Source organism: Promicromonospora sp. MEB111 (assembly GCF_030209445.1).
Classification (GTDB): domain Bacteria; phylum Actinomycetota; class Actinomycetes; order Actinomycetales; family Cellulomonadaceae; genus Promicromonospora.
This window is the reverse complement of record NZ_JARVSD010000003.1, coordinates 51,942-67,353: the sequence shown is the minus strand read 5'-3', so window position 1 is coordinate 67,353 and position 15,412 is coordinate 51,942. Positions and strand designations below refer to the sequence as shown.

11 protein-coding genes are annotated in these 15,412 nt (G+C 68.9%); 1 reads left to right on the top strand and 10 read right to left on the bottom strand.

Annotation, left to right across the window (positions count from 1 at the left end):
• Positions 1 to 50: 50 nt before the first annotated feature.
• The 8 genes from mmsB to QRN56_RS02120 form a co-directional block, all read right to left on the bottom strand.
• A complete protein-coding gene (gene mmsB / locus QRN56_RS02155) occupies positions 51 to 1,232 on the bottom strand; it encodes a multiple monosaccharide ABC transporter permease (protein ID WP_285100824.1) in 1,182 nt (393 codons plus the stop codon).
• Positions 1,229 to 2,809, bottom strand: coding sequence for a multiple monosaccharide ABC transporter ATP-binding protein (mmsA, locus tag QRN56_RS02150; RefSeq protein ID WP_285100823.1), 1,581 nt, complete (start codon positions 2,807 to 2,809; stop codon positions 1,229 to 1,231). Before mmsA ends, mmsB begins: the two co-directional genes overlap by 4 nt.
• Before the next feature lie 150 nt (positions 2,810 to 2,959).
• Positions 2,960 to 4,135, bottom strand: a complete 1,176-nt coding sequence (gene chvE / locus QRN56_RS02145) for a multiple monosaccharide ABC transporter substrate-binding protein (RefSeq protein WP_285100822.1) — start codon at positions 4,133 to 4,135, stop codon at positions 2,960 to 2,962.
• A gap of 279 nt (positions 4,136 to 4,414) precedes the next feature.
• On the bottom strand, positions 4,415 to 5,281 hold the full coding sequence (locus QRN56_RS02140) for a carbohydrate ABC transporter permease (RefSeq protein WP_285100821.1): 867 nt from the start codon (positions 5,279 to 5,281) through the stop codon (positions 4,415 to 4,417).
• A 44-nt stretch (positions 5,282 to 5,325) separates the two neighbouring features.
• Positions 5,326 to 6,261: a carbohydrate ABC transporter permease gene (locus QRN56_RS02135; protein WP_285100820.1), complete on the bottom strand. Its 936-nt coding sequence runs from the start codon at positions 6,259 to 6,261 to the stop codon at positions 5,326 to 5,328.
• Entirely contained in the window at positions 6,258 to 7,610 is a 1,353-nt protein-coding gene (locus QRN56_RS02130) for an ABC transporter substrate-binding protein (protein WP_285100819.1), read from the bottom strand. The genes QRN56_RS02135 and QRN56_RS02130 overlap by 4 nt, the downstream gene beginning before the upstream one ends.
• 134 nt (positions 7,611 to 7,744) lie before the next feature.
• Positions 7,745 to 8,104, bottom strand: a complete 360-nt coding sequence (locus QRN56_RS02125) for a hypothetical protein (protein ID WP_285100818.1) — start codon at positions 8,102 to 8,104, stop codon at positions 7,745 to 7,747.
• A gap of 1 nt (position 8,105) precedes the next feature.
• The gene (locus QRN56_RS02120; protein ID WP_285100817.1) at positions 8,106 to 9,182 is read right to left on the bottom strand and encodes a LacI family DNA-binding transcriptional regulator; all 1,077 of its coding nucleotides are present in this window, start codon (positions 9,180 to 9,182) and stop codon (positions 8,106 to 8,108) included.
• Between the two features lie 116 nt (positions 9,183 to 9,298).
• On the opposite strand from QRN56_RS02120, the gene arfA reads away from it, so the two are divergent.
• Positions 9,299 to 10,855 carry an arabinosylfuranosidase ArfA gene (gene arfA / locus QRN56_RS02115; RefSeq protein ID WP_285100816.1) on the top strand — a complete coding sequence of 519 codons (1,557 nt, stop codon included), beginning with the start codon at positions 9,299 to 9,301 and terminating at the stop codon, positions 10,853 to 10,855.
• A gap of 87 nt (positions 10,856 to 10,942) precedes the next feature.
• Here the strand turns inward: arfA and QRN56_RS02110 are convergent, their stop codons facing one another.
• Positions 10,943 to 11,722, bottom strand: coding sequence for a GTP pyrophosphokinase (locus tag QRN56_RS02110; RefSeq protein ID WP_285100815.1), 780 nt, complete (start codon positions 11,720 to 11,722; stop codon positions 10,943 to 10,945).
• Positions 11,723 to 11,767: 45 nt separating this feature from the next.
• Positions 11,768 to 15,382, bottom strand: coding sequence for an alpha-L-arabinofuranosidase family protein (locus tag QRN56_RS02105; RefSeq protein WP_285100814.1), 3,615 nt, complete (start codon positions 15,380 to 15,382; stop codon positions 11,768 to 11,770).
• Between the last annotated feature and the right edge of the window lie 30 nt (positions 15,383 to 15,412).

Here is a 15,412-nt window from a genome sequence, read left to right as displayed (position 1 = left end):
CTGAGGTCGTTCCTCGGAGGCGGGCCCCGAAGAGGCCCGCCCCGCACGGGTCAGCGGGTGGCCGACGCCCGCTTCTTGTTCCAGACGTCGAACGCGACGGCCAGGAGGAGCACGATGCCCTTGACGATCTGCTGCGTCGACTGGTCGACGCCCATGAGCGACATGCCGTTCGACATGACGGCCATGATCAGACCACCGACCATCGCGCCGGTCACGGTGCCGATGCCGCCGGTCACGGCGGCGCCACCGATGAAGCACGCCGCGATCGCGTCGAGCTCGAACATGTTGCCCGCGGCCGGCTGGGCGGCGCTCGACCGGGCGGAGAACACGATGCCCGCGACGGAGGCGAGGAAGCCCATGTTCACGAACATCCAGAAGTTCACGCGCTTGACCCGGACGCCGGAGAGCTGCGCCGCGGCGAGGTTGCCACCGATGGCGTAGACGTGGCGGCCGAACACGCTGTGCTTGGTGATCAGCGTGTAGGCCAGGACCAGCACGGCCAGGATGATCAGCACGGCAGGCAGGCCGCGGTACGTCGCGAGGTTGTAGGCGAACCACATGACGACGGCGGCGACCACGACCAGCTTCAGCACGAACAGGACCGGAGCCTCGACCGTCTGGTTGTAGGCGATCCGCGCGCGGCGGTTGCGCCACGAGTTGTAGGCGAAGCCCAGCACGCCGATCGCGAAGATGACCAGCGTGAAGGTGTCGTACCCGTAGCCGCCGAGCAGGCCGTTGAGGAAGCCCGTGGCGATGCTCGTGTACTCGGCCGGGAACGGCGAGAGCGAGACGTTGTTCAGCACCTCGAGCGTGAGGCCGCGGAACAGGAGCATGCCCGCCAGCGTCACGATGAACGCTGGAATTCCTACGTACGCGACCCAGAACCCTTGCCAGGCGCCGACCAGGAGTCCCGTGCCGAGTGCGGCGAGGACGCCGACCCACCAGGGCAGCCCGTTCCGGATCACGACGACGGCGGCGACCGCGCCGGTCAGCGCGACCACCGACCCCACCGACAGGTCGATGTGCCCGCCGATGATGATGATCACCATGCCGATGGCGAGGATCAGGATGTACGAGAACTGCAGCACGAGGCTGGTGAGGTTGCGCGAGCTGAGCAGCAGTCCGTCGGTGAGCACCGAGAACAGCACGATGATCAGCACGAACGCGATGTAGATACCGCTGGTGCGGATGTTCCGGGTGAGCAGGTCCCGGATGTCGGCGATGCCGGTCATGCCGTCGCCTCCTGCGTCTCCTGCGTGGTCTCCTGCGTCATGAGAGCCATGAGTCCTTCCTGGGTGGCGGAGGGCACGTCGACCTCGCCAGTGATACGGCCGAAGGCCAGGGTGTAGATGCGGTCGCAGATCCCGAGGAGCTCGGGGAGCTCCGACGAGATGACCAGCACGGCCTTCCCCGCCGCGACCAGCTCGTTGATGATGGTGTAGATCTCGTACTTGGCGCCGACGTCGATGCCGCGGGTGGGCTCGTCGAGGATCAGCACCTCAGGGGCGGTGTACAGCCACTTGGACAGCACCACCTTCTGCTGGTTGCCGCCCGAGAGCTTGCCCACCTCCACCAGCACGTTGGGGGTGCGGATGTTCATGGACGCGCGGTACTCCTCCGCGACCTTGAGCTCCTCGTTCTCGTCCACGAAGCCGTTCTTGGACAGCTTGCCGAGGCCCGCCGCCGAGATGTTCCGGCGGATGTCCTCGATGAGGTTGAGCCCGTACTGCTTGCGGTCCTCCGACACGTAGGCGATACCCGCCTTGATCGCGTCCGGCACGTTGTGCACGTCGACCGGCTGGCCGTGGATGTACGCCGTGCCGCTGATGTCCCGCCCGTAGGAGCGGCCGAACAGCGACATCGCGAGCTCCGTGCGCCCGGCGCCCATGAGGCCGGCGATGCCGACGACCTCGCCCGCGCGGACGTTCAGGTTCGCCTTCTCGACGACGACGCGCCCGGGCTGGGTCGGGTGGTACACCGTCCAGTCCTCGACGCGCAGCACCTCGGCGCCGGGGTTGGACACGCGGTCGGGGTACCGGTTGTCGAGGTCACGCCCCACCATGCCGCGGATGATGCGGTCCTGGATCGCGTCGGACGAGGCGCCCGCGGTGGCCATGTCGAAGGTCTCGATCGACTTGCCGTCGCGGATGATCGTGGTGGTGTCGGCGATCTCGGCGATCTCGGCCAGCTTGTGGGAGATCATGATCGAGGTGATGCCCTGCTCCTTGAACTGCCGGAGCAGGCCGAGCAGGTGCTCGGAGTCGTTGTCGTTCAGCGCCGCCGTCGGCTCGTCGAGGATGAGCAGGCGCACGTCCTTGGAGATCGCCTTGGCGATCTCGACGAGCTGCTGCTTGCCCACGCCGAGCGCGGAGATGGGCGTCGTGGGCGACTCGCTCAGACCCACCCGCGCGAGCAGCTCGGCCGCCTCGGCGTTGGTGCGGTTCCAGTCGATGGCGCCGCCGGCCCGAAGGCGCTCGTTCCCGAGAAAGATGTTCTCGGCGATCGACAGGTACGGGACGAGGGCGAGCTCCTGGTGGATGATCACCACGCCCAGCGCCTCGGAGTCGTTGATCGTGCCGAACTGGGCGGTCTCGCCGTCGAGCACGATGTCGCCCTCGTAGGTGCCGTACGGGTACACACCCGACAGCACCTTCATCAGGGTGGACTTGCCCGCCCCGTTCTCGCCGCAGATCGCGTGGATCTCGCCCCGGCGGACGGTGAGGTTGACGTCCTGGAGTGCCTTGACCCCAGGAAATGTCTTGGTGATGCCGCGCATCTCGAGGATGTCGGTCGGCGCCGAATCGGCCATGCCAGTCCTTGTCGCGTACTTGTCGCCAATAGAGATGGTGCGAGGCCGTGCCCGCCCGACGACCCCGTGTCAGGCCGTCAGGACACCGAGGTGTCCTGACGGCCTGACACGGGTCAGCGGTGTCGAGCCGGTGTCGCGAGGAGGTCAGACCTACTCGTCGACCTGACCGGAGGCGACCTCGTCCTCGGTGAGGTAGCCGGAGTCGATCAGCTCGGCCTGCAGGTTGTCCTTGGTGACGATCACCGTGGGCAGCAGGAACGACGGCACGACCTTGACGCCGTTGTCGTACGTCTTGGTGTCGTTCGCCTCGGGCTCGTTGCCCTCGAGGTAGGCCGTGGCGGCGGTGACGGCCTGCTCGGCCAGCAGACGCGTGTCCTTGAAGATGGTCGAGTACTGAGCGCCGTCGACGATCAGCTTGGCGGACGACGCCTCGGCGTCCTGGCCCGTGATGATCGGCATGGCGAGGTCGCCCTTGCCGTAGCCGGAGTTCTCGAGGGCCGTGATGATGCCGCGCGAGATGACGTCGGCCGGGGCCAGCACGCCGTCGACGGTCACGTCACCCTTGGTGTACGTGGCGGTCAGGAGGTCCTCCATGCGCTTCTGCGCACGCTCCTGCTCCCACCGCTGGATGGCGACGGTGCCGAAGTCGACCTGCTCCGAGGGCACGACGAGCGTCTTGTCGTCGATGTACGGCTGGAGCACGGACATCGCGCCGTCGAAGAAGAACCCGGCGTTGTTGTCGTCGGGCGAGCCGGCGAACAGCTCGATGTTGAACGGGCCCTCGGGCGCGTCCGCGGCCTCCTCGCCGTTCTCGTCGAGGATGCCCAGGCCGGTCAGCAGCGAGGTGCCCTGCTGCACGCCCACCTGGTAGTTGTCGAACGTGACGTAGAAGTCGACGTTCTCCGAGTCGCGGATCAGGCGGTCGTAGGAGATGACCGGGATGTCGGCGGCGGCGGCGGCCTCGAGCTGGCTGCCCAGCGCGGTGCCGTCGATCGAGGCGATGATGAGCGCCTCGGCACCCTTGTTGATCATCGCGTCGATCTGCTGCTGCTGGGTCGGGATGTCGTCGCCCGCGAACTGCAGGTCGACGTCGTACCCGGCCTCCTCGAGACCCGTCTTCACGGCGTCGCCGTCGGCGATCCAGCGCTCGTACGTCTGGGTGGGCATGGCCACACCCACGAGGCCGCCGGCCTCGCCGTCCCCGGCACCGCCATCGGCGCCGCCACCCGCACCGGCACCGCCACCGCCGCACGCGGCGAGCGAGACGGCCATCGCGCCCGTTGCCAGCGCGGCCAGACCACGCGTAGCCCACAGCTTCCTTGCCATGACTTCTCCTCTTCGAGTGTTGCCCGGGCAACGTCTCTGCAACCCGGCCGACTTCACTTTGTGAACGCAACAGATTGTGAACGCTCACAAGCCCATTGGTCAAAGTCGCGTCGGCTGAACCCCGCCACGACCCATCGGTGACGGGGTTCACGGTAGCCGTGGTCCCGGAAAAGTAAGGAAGCCTTCTTGAATGGTTACGGCATCGAGACCGTCAACCGGCCGGGAGCTGGGTCAAGGGAGTCTGAGCCTCGGCCGGCCCGCCACGCGGGCCGGCCGACGCTACCGGACGCTGCCGAGCGACAGCCCGCCCTGCCAGTACCTCTGCAACGAAAGAAACGCTGCGACCAGCGGAACCACCGACAGGAACGACCCTGTGACGATCAGGTTCCACACCTGCTCGCCGCCCGCGCCGGCGTTCGAGAGGGCCTGCCAGTTGTAGATGCCGACCGTCACCGGCAGCAGGTTCGGGTCCCGCAGGACCGCCAGCGGCAGGAAGAAGTTGTTCCAGGTCGCGACCGTGGTGAGGAGCAGAACGGTCACGATCGCCGGTCGCAGCAGCGGAAGCACCACCTGGAAGAAGAGGCGAAGTTCACCCGCGCCGTCGACCCGTCCGGCGTCGAGCACCTCCTCCGGCACCGCGTCCTGGGCGTAGACCCGCACGAGGTAGACGCCGACCGGGCTGAGCAGCGACGGCAGGATCACCGCCCACATGGTGTTGAGCAGGCCCATCCCGCTCAGCAGCACGAAGGTGGGGATGACGAGCGCCGTCATCGGGACCATGACCGAGCCGAGCAGCAGCGCGAAGAACGCCGAACGCCCCCGGAACCGGTACTTGGCGAGGCCGTACCCCGCGAGCACGGAGAGCGCCGTCGCGCCCACGCCGCCCGCGATCGCGTAGACGAACGAGTTGCGGAACCACGTCCAGTAGATGCCGCCCTGGTGCGTGAAGAGCCCGGCGATGTTGTCCCAGAGCGCGAAGTCGGAGCCGAACCAGAGCGCGTCCCCGGCGAACAGGCCCGCGTTCGTCTTGGTGGACGCCACGGCGAGCCACCACAGGGGCACCACGAAGTAGATCGCGAGGATCACGAGCACCACGTGCGAGCCCAGGCGGCGGCCCTGGCCCACGGGCCCCGAGGTGTCCTGCACCGCACGGTCGGTACGAGACCTGGAAAGAAGGGTCGAGGTCGTCATCACTTGAGCCCGCTCTGCTTGCGCGTGAGGAACAGGAACACGTACGAGCCCACGAACACGAGGAAGCCGAGCGCGAACGCCAGCGTCGAGGCGTAGTTGAACTGGCTGTAGTTGAACGCCGTGGCGAACGCGTACATGTTCGGGGTGTAGTCGGACGGGATGGCGCCCTGCGCGGAGGACCGCAGCACCTGCGGCTCCGTGAAGAACTGCAGGGTGCCGATGAGCGCGAAGACCACGATCATCACCATCGACGACGAGATCATCGGCACCTTGATGCGCAGCGCGATCTGCCGGCCGTCCGCGCCGTCGAGCACCGCGGCCTCGTAGACGGACGGGTCGATCGAGCGCAGGGCCGCGTAGATGATGATCATGTAGTAGCCCACCCACTGCCAGGTCACGATGTTGACCAGCGACCCGAAGATGTTGGCGGAGCTGAGGAAGTTCGGCGCCGCCAGGCCCACCAGGCCGAACACGTCCTGTGCCGGGCCGAACCGGGGGCTGTACAGGAAGCCCCACATGAGCGCGCCGATCACCGCGGGGATCGCGTACGGCACGAAGATCAGCAGGCGCGTGGCCCGGCTGAGCCGCGTGGCGAGCGTGTCGAGCAGGAGCGCCGCCACGAGCGCGACCACGATCTGCACCGGCACCATGACCAGCACGAACCGGAGCACCCGCCACAGCCCCTCCAGGAACACCGGGTCCGTGAACGCCTTGACGTAGTTGTCGGCGCCCGCGAACACGCTGCGTCCGGCCGTGGCGATGCCCTTGTTGTGCAGGCTCATCCACAGCGCGTAGCCCAGCGGCAGCACGAGGAACACGGCGAACACCGCGGCGAACGGCGCCACGTAGACGTATCCCCAGCGCTGCCGCCGGCTGGCGATCTTGCTGGTGGGGCGGGTCGCGGACGGCGCGACGGCGCTCTTGCTCGCACTCATTCGGAGACCGTGAAGCCCTGCTCGGTGGCGTACTGCACCAGCCCGTCCTGGACGGTGCCCAGCGCGGTCGCGGCGTCCGTGCCGTTCTGCACCATGTCGTACAGGGCCTGGGTCTGCTGGTCGTAGGCGTAGACCTGGAACGGGCTGAACGAGAAGCCCTCGTACCCGTTGGCCGCGTCCAGGAACACCTCCTCGTTGATCTTCTGCCCGCCGAAGAACGGCGCCTCGAGACCCGTGAACCAGTCCGACTCGAGCATCGGCTTCCACTGCGGCCACAGGGCCGCCTCCTCGACGCCGAGCCTCCAGGCCTCGTCGGTGTCGAACAGCTCCTTGGCCACGGTCGCGGCCGCCTCCGGCTGCTCGGACTGCGTGGTCACGGCGAACGTGGAGCCGCCCCAGTTCACCTGGACCGGGTTCTCCGGGTCCCACTGCGGCAGCGGGGCCGCGCGCCACTCGGCGTCGGCGTCCGCCTCCGAGAGGCCCTGCAGGTAGCCGGGGCCCCAGGCGGCGGCCAGGTAGACGGCGTAGGTGCCGTCCACGAGCGCCGCGTTGTAGTCGGTGGTGAAGGCGTCCTCGGTGGCCACCAGGTCGTCGTCGATCAGGCCCTTCCAGTAGCTCAGGACCTCCTCGGCCTCCGGGCTGTCGACGGTGATGCCCACCTCGGTCGGCTTCGCGGCGTCGTACTGGAACGGCTCCCAGCCGTTCTGGGCGAACAGCGCGTAGTTGAGCGCGTTGCCGTTGGTCGGGAAGTCGGTGATGTGCCCCTCGAAGCCCGCGTCGCGCAGGTCCTGGGCGGCGGTCGCGAACTCGTCCCAGGTGGTCGGCACCTCGACGCCGTACTCCTCGAAGATGTCGGCGCGGTAGAGCATGCCCATGGGGCCGCCGTCGACTGGGATCGCGTAGACCGCGTCGCCGTTGGAGACGTCGGACCAGGAGCCGGGCGTGTAGTCGCCCTCCAGCTCGGCGGCGCCGTACTCGGACAGGTCCACGAGCGACTCGAGGATCGTGAAGGTGGGCAGCACCTCGGCCTCGAGCATGATCACGTCGGGCGCGCCGGTGCCGGCCTCGATGGCGGTCTGGAACTTGTTGTACTCGTCCGCGCCCTGGCCCGCGTTGGTCCAGCAGACCTGCAGGTTGGTGTGGGTCTCGTTGAAGTTGTCCACGACCGACTCGAACGACGGGTACCACGCCCACACCGTCACCTGGGCGGCGTCGGGCTGCTTGATCTCGTTGGTGCAGGTCGCCTCCTCGGCGCTCCCGCCGCCGCCGGAGCAGGCCGTGAGGCCGATGGCGGATACGGCCACGGCGGCTGCGGCGGCCACGCCTCGGCGTCGGGCTGAAGTACGCATCCGAGTCCTCCTTGATTCGGTGCTCCGCGGTCGAGGGACCACGTCGCTCCCGGCGTCGTCACCGGGGTCACTTTTCAACGTTGTAGGAACGCCGGGCACCGTTCTACCGGCAACCATGCCGCCGTGGCAAGGGGTCAGGGGCGAGCAGCCCAGATCCGCCGGCCCACGACCCCTGACGTCCACAGCGCCGCGGCGAAGAGCACCATGCCGCCGCCGGAGAGAGTCAGGACGGCGACCGTCGGGTTGACCCAGCCTGGAACCAGGTCATAGTGCTCGTTGCACATGTTGTGGAGCGGGTACAGCGGTTGCGGGCCGCTCCACTCGCGGTGCCGGTACTCGTCGTCGAACGGCTGCCCATGGACCTGCTGGCACATCTCTTCGACGTCGTTACCCCCGGAACCCTCGAGGAATCCGTGCCCCCAGACGACGACGGCCGCGACCACGGCGGCGACTCCCCACCGGAACCAGGTTCGAGGCGCGGTGTCCCTGTCCATCTCAGGCCCAGGTCATGTCGACAGCCACCTGCTCGGTGCCGCCCGGCTGGACGCCCACCACGTCGCCGTTCTCGCCCGTGGACTCCCGGCCCACGATCCGGGAGTCCGGCACCACCTTGCGGAACGGCGCGGGGTCACCGGACGCGCCGATGCGCTCCAGCAGCAGCTCCACCGCGGTGTGCGCGATCTGGTCCCGGCCCGGGTCCACGGAGGAGAGCGCGGGGACCGAGTAGCGCGCGTCGTCGACGTCGTCGAACCCGATGAGCGCCACCTGCCCCGGCACGTCGATCCGGTGTGCGTGCAGGGCGTGCAGCGCGCCGAGCGCGAGCGCGTCGTTGAGGGCGAAGACGGCGTCGATCTCCACCCCGTCGTCGAGCATCCGGCTCATCGTCTCGGCGCCGGTCGAGCGGTGCCACAGGCCCGCCTCGCCGACCAGCTCCGGGTCGAACGGGAGCCCGGCCTCCGCGAGCCCCGCACGGTAGCCCTCCGTCCGCAGCGCCGCGGAGCCGACCTGCTCCCCCTCGTGCGCCCCGATCACGGCGATCCGACGCCGCCCGAGCGACGCCAGGTGGAGCGTCGCCGCCTTGGCCGCGGCCACGTTGTTCATCGTCACGTGGTCGGCGGGCGCCCCGAACACCCGCTCGCCGAGGATCACCAGGGGGAAGTCCACCGAGAACAGCTCGATGTCGTCCGGCCCGAGCGCCAGCGGCGAGAAGATCAGCCCGTCGGTGAGGTGCCGGCGGCGCCCCGAGAGCACCTCGGTCTCCCGCTCGCGGCTGGCGCTCGTCTGCTCGATGAGCACGGTCCAGCCCGCGGCGTCGGCGGCGGAGATGACGGCGTCGGCCAGCTCCGCGAAGTACGGGAGCGACAGCTCCGGGACCGCGAGCGTGATCAGCCCGGTGCGCCGCGTACGCAGGTTCCGCGCGGACATGTTGACGCGATAGCCCAGCTCCTCGATCGCGGCCTCGACGCGTTCCTTGGTGGCGGCGCGGATGTACGGGTAGCCGTTCACCACGTTCGACACGGTCTTGATGGAGACGCCCGCGCGCTGCGCCACGTCGTGCATCGTCACGGCCACGCTGCCTGCCTCCGCTCGTCAGGTTTTTCCACAGGGTAGAGGACGGGCATCGCTGCCGCGTCGTCCATCGGCTAGTGTGCAACGTTGTAGAACCGCCGACCGATCAGCGAGGAACAATGACGACCTCCCGCACCCGCGTCCTGCTGCACCCCGACTTCACCGTGGGTACCGTCGACCGCCGCCTGTTCGGCTCCTTCGTGGAGCACCTGGGCCGCGCCGTGTACACGGGTATCCACGAGCCCGGCCATCCGACGTCGGACGAGCACGGCTTCCGCCGCGACGTCGCCGACCTGACCCGCGAGCTGGGCGTCACGACCGTCCGGTACCCGGGCGGCAACTTCGTGTCGAACTACCGCTGGGAGGACGCCGTCGGGCCGGTGGAGCAGCGCAAGCCGTTCCTCGACCTCGCCTGGCGCACCGTGGAGCCCAACCTCGTGGGCACCGACGAGTTCCTGCAGTGGGCCGAGCGCGAGGGCATCCAGCCGATGATGGCGGTCAACCTCGGCACGCGCGGCGTCGAGGAGGCCGTGGCCCTGCTCGAGTACTGCAACGGCGAGGCGGGTACCCGCTGGGCCGACCTGCGCATCGCCAACGGCCGCGAGAAGCCCTACGGGGTCAAGCTCTGGTGCCTGGGCAACGAGATGGACGGCCCGTGGCAGATCGGGCACAAGGACGCGCACGAGTACGGCAAGCTGGCCCGCAACGCCGGCGCCGCGATGAAGCTCGTGGACCCGTCGATCGAGCTGGTCGCGTGCGGCTCGTCCTCGATGCAGATGCCCACGTTCGGCGAGTGGGAGCGCACCGTCCTGGAGTACACGTACGACCTGGTGGACCACATCTCGATGCACGCCTACTACGAGGAGGTCGACGGCGACCGCGCGTCGTTCCTCGGCTCGGGCACCGCGATGGACCGGTTCATCGAGCGGGTCGTGGCCTCTGCCGACGCCGTGGGCGCGCAGCGGCGCTCGGACAAGAAGATCACCGTGAGCTTCGACGAGTGGAACGTCTGGTACCTGACGACCCGCTTCCCGGGCGAGGAGAACCTGCCGATCCAGCGGGACGCGCCCCGCATCATCGAGGACGTCTATTCGGGGCTGGACGCCGTGGTGGTGGGCGACCTGCTGGTCACGCTGCTGAACCACGCCGACCGGGTGCCCGTGGCGTGCCTGGCCCAGCTCGTCAACGTGATCGCGCCGATCATGACCGAGCCGGCCGGCGAGGCGTGGCGGCAGCCCACGTTCCACCCGTTCGCGACGACGGCGCGGCTCGCGCAGGGCGAGGCGCTCGACCTGCGGGTGACCACACCGACCATCACCACCAAGGCCCACGGTGAGGTGCCGTCGGTGACGGCGGCGGCCACGCTGGCGGACGGCGCGGTGGCGCTGTTCCTGACCAACCGCTCCCCCGAGCCGGTCGAGGTCGAGCTGGCGCACCCGGGCGCGGCGCTCGGGATCACCGAGGGCTGGTCGATGACCGCCGACCACGAGCCCGCCGTCGTGGGCCCGGAGCATGCGGCGAAGGTGGCCGAGAAGCACTGGGGCGCGTTCGACGTCGCCGGCCGCGTGACCGCGGGAGGTACCGCCGGGCCCGACGCCGACACCGCCGGCAGCACCACGATCACCCTGGCGCCGGAGTCGTGGACGGCACTGTCGGGCACCCTCGCCTCGTCCTGAGAACGGGACGACGTGACGACGTGTCAGACGTACAGGTCACAGGAGTGACCTGTACGTCTGACACGGTGGGAGCGCGAAAGGTGCGGATCAGGACTTGCTGTCGAAGCCGAAACCACCGTCGGCCTCCGCCCCACGCCAGAAGTCGCGCAGCATCTCCTCCGGGGTGTGCAGGTTGTGCCGGCTCGCGACCGGCTCCTCGTCGCCCGAGATGGCCTTGACCTCGTCGTGGATGCGCTCCATCGAGGTGTCGAGCGACCACGCGACGTCGGCGGCGAGCTTGAGCGAGTCGGTGAGGTGCCGGGGCACGTCGCCGTCGTACTTGTAGTAGATCTTGTGCTCCAGGCTCGCCCAGAAGTCCATGGCGATGGTGCGGAGCTGGATCTCGACGATGACCTTCTCGACCCGGTCGGACAGGTACACGGGGATCTGCACGATGAGGTGCAGCGACTTGTACCCCGTCGCCTTCGGGTGCTTGATGTAGTCGCGCTCCTCCAGCAGCGTCAGGTCCGCCTGCTGGAGCAGCATGTCGCGCACCAGGTAGATGTCGTTGACGAAGCTGCAGGTGATCCGCACCCCGGCCACGTCGAACATCTGGTCGCGCACGCCGTCCGGCGTCAGCGGGATGCCCTTGCGGCGGCACTTGGCGACGATCGACTCGAACGACTTGAGCCGGGACCCCACGTGCTCGACGGGGTTGTAGTTCTGCATGTGCCGGAACTCGTCCCGCAGGATCGAGACCTTGGTCATGACCTCGTCGATCCCGAACTTGTAGGTCAGCACCAGGCGGCGGAGGTCGGCGACCAGCTGACGTAGCTCGGCAGGATCAGGCATGGGGCGTTCCCGGACGTCCTCGGGCAGCTTGCTCACGGGACCACCGTACGGGGTGACGGTGGTCCCGTGGGCGTGAACCGGCTAACGCTCCTGAAGACGCAGGAACGTGATCGAGTGGGCCGGGAAGTCGTACGTGAACGCCGAGCCGCCGCCGGAGCGGGACACGTCGAGCCGCGTGCGGCTCTCGACGGGTATCACCCGTTCGGGCTGGGTCTTGGTGTTCCTGGCCGACGGCGCCCCGCTCATCTCCGTCACGGACGCCCGGGAGGCCACCTCGGCCCCGTCGACCGACACCGACGTCCGCGCGACCGACTCGTACGGGTTGACCACCTTGAGCACCAGGTCGCCGCTGCGCTCGTCGCGCGTGACCACCTGGTACAGCGACTCCGTGGTCGGCTCGGTGTACGTCATCTGCAGCTCACCGTCGAGGTAGAGCCTGATCGTCCGCCCGGAGACCACCACCTTCACGTGGTAGTCCCGGCCCGTCTCCAGGGAGTGCCCCTCCACGGCCGCGACCTCGTTCGCCGAGCTGTTGTCGGCCCGCTGCAGCGCCTGCCGGGTGTTGTTCCACCCGCCGAGGTTCCACCAGTAGAAGTCGTCCCGGCCGCCGGCCGCGAACCCGACGAGGAACGCCTCGCTGCCGCCGAGCTTCCGGGCGTCGAGCTCCAGGGTGTAGTTGTCCCAGTCCTGGGCGTAGGCGTCGGTGATGATCGAGCGGGCGTCGGTCACGTTCCCGGCCGACTGCACGTACTCGCCGTCGGTCACGGCCCACGTCCCGGACTGGGGGTCCCAGCCGGACGCGTCGTCGAACGAGTCGGAGAAGAGCACCTCGCCGGACGCGTTGTCGGTGACCACGACGTCGTCGTAGGCGGCCCGGGTGTTCCACGTCGACAGGAAGACGCCGCCCGAGATGTCCGCGGGGGTCTCCTCCGGGCCGTCGTGCGTGGACGGGACCACCTCGTCGCCCGTGTTCGTCATGAACATCTTCTGCGTCCAGTACGACGTCGAGCCCCACGACTCGTCGTTGTCGAACCACATCATGTCCGGCGACCACTGCACGTAGTCCTCGTTGGCGAACATCGGGGCGTAGGACGCGAGCTCCACGAGGTCGGAGTTGCGCTCGATCCCGGTCATGTACGCGGCCTCGGACAGCGCGTTCGACCACGCGTTGCCCCGCGAGGCGTACTCACCGAGAAAGACGTGCGGGCCCTCGCGGTCGTAGGAGTCGTACCGCTCGGTGTTCGACAAGAACCACGACGGGTCGTTGTAGTAGTGCTCGTCGACCATCGCGACGCCCTGCTCGCGGTTGAAGTCCCACAGCTCCTCGAACCGGGCGCCGGTGTCGTCCGGGCCGGAGTTCGAGATCACGGTGACCTCCGGGTGCGCCGCCTCGACGGCGTCGCGGAACCGCGGGAAGTTGGCCTGGAAGGTGTCGGTGTTCTCCTCGTTGCCCAGGCCGATGTACTTCAGGCCGAACGGCTCGGGGTGCCCCAGCGACGCACGCACGTTGCCCCACCTGGTCTTCACGGACCCGTTGGCGAACTCGATGAGGTCCACGGTGTCCTGCACCCAGCGGTCGATGCGGGCGTCGTCGGTCATCTCGGGGATGGTGCTGCCGCAGCCGTTGGCACCCACCGAGAGCACGGGCAGGGGCGTGGCGCCGAGGTCCTCGGCGAACTCGAAGTACTCCAGGTAGCCCAGGCCGTAGGTCTGGTTGTAGCCCCAGAAGTTCCAGTTCGTGGGCCGCTCCTCGACCGGCCCGATGGTCTCCTTCCACTGGTAGGTCCGACGGCGGTCCGCGCCGTCCGACTCCAGGTACGTGTCGAAGGTGCCCACGTTGGTGACGCAGCCGCCGGGGAAGCGCAGGAACGACGGCTCCAGCTCGGCGACCTTCTCCGCGAGGTCCGCGCGCAGCACCGAGCGCCCGTTGACCGGGCCGACCCACGTGTCCCGCGGGAACAGCGAGACCATGTCCAGGCGCAGCGTGCCGCGAGCGCCGCCGGTCACCACGAGCCGCGCGTCGTTCACGGTGCGGTTCGCCGTGAGGGTGGCCGTGTGCTTCTTCCAGCGGTCGGAGCCGTTGACGCTCACCGTGGTGGACGCGTAGGTGGTCGTCCCGTCCGGGGACTCCAGGCTGACGGTGAGCCGCTGCCCCCGCTCGGCCCGGGCGAACACCGAGAAGTCGTACTTCTCGCGCTTCTCCAGGGCGAAGCCCTCGTTGTAGCTCGCGTTCCGCACGCCGACGCCGGGGCCGTCGGCCTCGACCGTCAGGTACGCCCGGTTCGACGCGTTGAGCCACTCGCCCCGCTCGGACCCCACGACGGCGGTCCCGGTGGATCCGCCCCGCTGCACCACGTCCCAGCCGGTCATGCCGGTGAAGCTCGCGTTGTCCGTCGCGGCGAACTCGAAGGACCGGTTGCGGACCAGCTCGGCGTACAGGCCGCCGTCGGCCGCGTAGTTGATGTCCTCGTAGAAGACGCCGTAGAGGTCGTCGCTCATCTCGGTGCCGGCGGCGTCGGCGTCCACCTCCAGCGTGTGCTCCTGGACCGGGGTCTCGGCGGGCGGGTACGCGGCCAGCAGGCGCTCCCGTTCCTCGGCCGTGATCGGCAGCACCGTGCCGTGCCGGGGGCTGGCCGGCAGGATCGCGTCGAGGTTGGCCGTCCACTCGCCGCTGCTCAGGTCGTCGGTCTCGAAGAGCATGTAGCCCTGGCCGCCGTGGTAGCTGGGCTGGTCCTGGAGCAGGAACCAGCGGTCGTCGGTGAGCGACGGGAACAGCGTGGGGCCCTCGCCCCCGGTGAACGTGCCGCCCCAGGGGTTGGGCTGCCCGAACCCGACGCGCTCCTTGATGAGATCCCAGCCGTCGCCGTCGGACACGCCCTGGGTACGGCGCAGGTCGGTGGACGACTCCTGCCGCATCCCCATGTACGACTCGTCCTTGGTGAGGCGGTAGTAGACGCCGTCCTCCTGCGCGACCGTGGAGTCGATCATGCCGAGGCCGTCGCCCTGGGGCTCGTCGATCCAGGGCTGCGGCTCCGAGAACGTCTCGAAGTCGGTGGTGGTCGCGTACAGCATGCGCTGGTACGAGTCCCGGATGTCACGCTCGGCGGGCGGGACGTCGGCCGGGTACAGGGCGGAGGCCCAGTAGACGACGAACTCCCCCGCCGCCTCGTCCCAGTAGGCCTCGGGCGCCCACAGGTTGCCGGCGTTGTCGGGTGCCAGCTCGATCTCGCGCTGCTCGCCCCAGCTCACCAGGTCGGTGGACTCCCAGACCATGATCGACCGGCTGCCAGTCTCCTGGGCGTCGCCGAAGTTGCCGCCGCCGTAGATCTGCAGGTCGGTGGCGAGCAGGTAGTACGTGCCGTCGCCGCCGCGGATCAGGAACGGGTCGCGCAGGCCCTTGGTCCCGAGGTCGGAGGTGAGCACGGGCTCGCCGCCGTTCAGCGTGGTCCACTCCAGCGGGTCGGGCCCGTTCGAGACGGCGAACGAGATGGTCTCGCCGTCGGCGGTGGACTCGCCGGTGAAGTAGGGGAAGAAGTAGGCGGCGTACTCGCCGTCCGCGGTAGCCGACGTCGGGGCGGGCAAGGCGGGCGCGGCCGGGCCGGCCGGGGTGGTGGCCGCCGCGACGCCGGGGACGGCAAGCCCCAGGCTCAGTGCTGCCGCCACGAGGGCGGTCCTGCGTCTCGTCGATCTCTTCATCGTTGTAATTCCTTTCGTCACGTCGTTGTG

What these genes read in the sequence shown, in the direction of transcription:
- QRN56_RS02135 (WP_285100820.1), bottom strand. Translation starts at nt 6,261, where the DNA reads ATGAGTGCGAGCAAGAGCGCCGTCGCGCCGTCCGCGACCCGCCCCACC.
- QRN56_RS02125 (WP_285100818.1), bottom strand. Translation starts at nt 8,104, where the DNA reads ATGGACAGGGACACCGCGCCTCGAACCTGGTTCCGGTGGGGAGTCGCC.
- chvE (WP_285100822.1), bottom strand. Translation starts at nt 4,135, where the DNA reads ATGGCAAGGAAGCTGTGGGCTACGCGTGGTCTGGCCGCGCTGGCAACG.
- mmsA (WP_285100823.1), bottom strand. Translation starts at nt 2,809, where the DNA reads ATGGCCGATTCGGCGCCGACCGACATCCTCGAGATGCGCGGCATCACC.
- QRN56_RS02130 (WP_285100819.1), bottom strand. Translation starts at nt 7,610, where the DNA reads ATGCGTACTTCAGCCCGACGCCGAGGCGTGGCCGCCGCAGCCGCCGTG.
- arfA (WP_285100816.1), top strand. Translation starts at nt 9,299, where the DNA reads ATGACGACCTCCCGCACCCGCGTCCTGCTGCACCCCGACTTCACCGTG.
- mmsB (WP_285100824.1), bottom strand. Translation starts at nt 1,232, where the DNA reads ATGACCGGCATCGCCGACATCCGGGACCTGCTCACCCGGAACATCCGC.
- QRN56_RS02105 (WP_285100814.1), bottom strand. Translation starts at nt 15,382, where the DNA reads ATGAAGAGATCGACGAGACGCAGGACCGCCCTCGTGGCGGCAGCACTG.